Origin of the sequence: Micromonospora sp. ATCC 39149, from assembly GCF_000158815.1 — a bacterium.
Taxonomy (GTDB): domain Bacteria; phylum Actinomycetota; class Actinomycetes; order Mycobacteriales; family Micromonosporaceae; genus Micromonospora.
This window is the reverse complement of sequence record NZ_GG657738.1, coordinates 502,207-503,883: the sequence shown is the minus strand read 5'-3', so window position 1 is coordinate 503,883 and position 1,677 is coordinate 502,207. Positions and strand designations below refer to the sequence as shown.

Genomic DNA, 1,677 nt, shown 5'->3' with positions numbered 1-1,677 from the left:
TGACCTGCCCCACCCACGCGATCCGACTCGACGCCCGGCGGGCTCGTGGTCCGCGCGCAGGCGTGCACCGGCTGCCTGGAGTGCCTGGAGATCTGCCCGGTGGACGCCATCCGCGTCACCGGCACCAACCCCTGTGGAGGAGTCCGATGAGTTCGACCGCGGCCAACGCCGCACCCCCGGCGGGCCGCTGGAGCCGCGCCGAGCGGGTACGCCTCGGCGGCATCGTGCTCGCCGTCGCCATGTTGCACATCGCCGGCTGGAGCCTCTACCTGTACTGGAACGGCCAGCCGGCGGCGGCCGGCGGGCTGGCCGGCGCCGGCACCCTCGCGTACGCCCTCGGGGTGCGGCACGCCTTCGACGCCGACCACATCGCGGCGATCGACGACACCACCCGGCTGATGCTGCTGCGCGGCCGGCGTCCCGTCGGCGTGGGCTTCTTCTTCGCCCTCGGGCACAGCGCCGTGGTGCTGCTGCTCGCCCTGATCGTCGGGCTCGCCTCGACCAGTCTCGCCGGCCCCGGGCTGGCACAGGCCCGCGAGGTGGGCGCCACCGTCGCGATCGTCACCGCCACCCTGTTCCTGACCCTGGTCGCCGCGCTCAACGCCGTGGTACTTGGCGGCCTGGCCCGGCTGTGGCGGCGGCTGCGCCACGGCGGCCTCGACGAGCGGGAGCTGGACCTGCACCTGCTCAACCGGGGCCTCGTGCAGCGGGTGCTGGGCTCCCGGGCGCGGTCGCTCGTGCGCTCGTCGTGGCACATGGCACCGGTCGGGTTCCTGTTCGGCCTCGGCCTGGAGACAGCCAGCGAGGTGACCCTGCTCGCCCTGTCCGCGAGCGCCGCCGCCGCGGGCGGGCTGCCCGTGCTGGCCCTGCTCACCCTGCCGCTGCTCTTCGCCGCCGGAATGTCCGCGATGGACACGGCCGACAGCCTGCTGATGAGCCGGGCGTACTCGTGGGCGTACCGGCACCCGGCCCGCCGGCTCTACTACAACCTGGCCACCACCGGCATGACGGTGCTGGTCGGCGCGCTCGTCGCCAGCGTCTACCTCGCCGGGCTGCTCGTCGACCACCTCGGGGTGTCCGTCCTGGCCGGGTACGCCGCCCTCGCCGAGCACTTCGAGCAGCTCGGCTACGCCGTCGTGGCGCTGTTCGTCCTGGCCTGGGTCGCCGCCGCCGCGCTGTGGAAACTGCGCCGCTTCGACGAGCGCTACGGCGCCGCCGCCGTGCCCGGGGAGGCGGGCCGGTGAGCCGCGTCGTGCACCCGATCGAGCGGCAGTCGTACGCGATCCTGCGTTCCCGGGTGGACCTGACCGCCCTGCCGCCGCTGACCCGGGCCGTCACCGAGCGGGTGGTGCACGCCAGCGCCGACCTCGACTACGTCACCGACCTGGTCTGCGACGAGGCGGCCCTGGCCGGCGGGCTGGCCGCCCTGCGCGCCGGAGCGCCGGTGGTCACCGACGTGGCGATGGTCGCCGCCGGGATCACCCGCGCCGGCCCGGAGCTGGTCTGTCCGATCGCCGATCCGGCCACGGCCGCGCTGGCCCGCACGGCGGGGATCACCCGCTCGGCGGCGGCCGTGCGGGTGGCGTACGACCGGGTCGGCCCCGGCGCGGTATGGGTGGTCGGCTGCGCGAGCACCGCGCTGTTCGAGCTGCTCGACCTCGGCGTGCGGCCGGCGCT

At 75.5% G+C, this 1,677-nt stretch carries 2 protein-coding genes and 1 pseudogene; all 3 read left to right on the top strand.

Annotation, left to right across the window (positions count from 1 at the left end; genetic code table 11):
- A pseudogene (locus MCAG_RS30230) lies at positions 1 to 123 on the top strand (4Fe-4S binding protein); the annotation flags it as partial.
- A 23-nt stretch (positions 124 to 146) separates the two neighbouring features.
- Positions 147 to 1,244, top strand: coding sequence for a HoxN/HupN/NixA family nickel/cobalt transporter (locus MCAG_RS02140; RefSeq protein ID WP_036371970.1), 1,098 nt, complete (start codon positions 147 to 149; stop codon positions 1,242 to 1,244).
- Positions 1,241 to 1,677, top strand: a 437-nt coding sequence (locus tag MCAG_RS02135) for a precorrin-8X methylmutase (RefSeq protein ID WP_036376021.1), incomplete at its 3' end; no start/stop codon positions are given. The genes MCAG_RS02140 and MCAG_RS02135, both read left to right, overlap by 4 nt.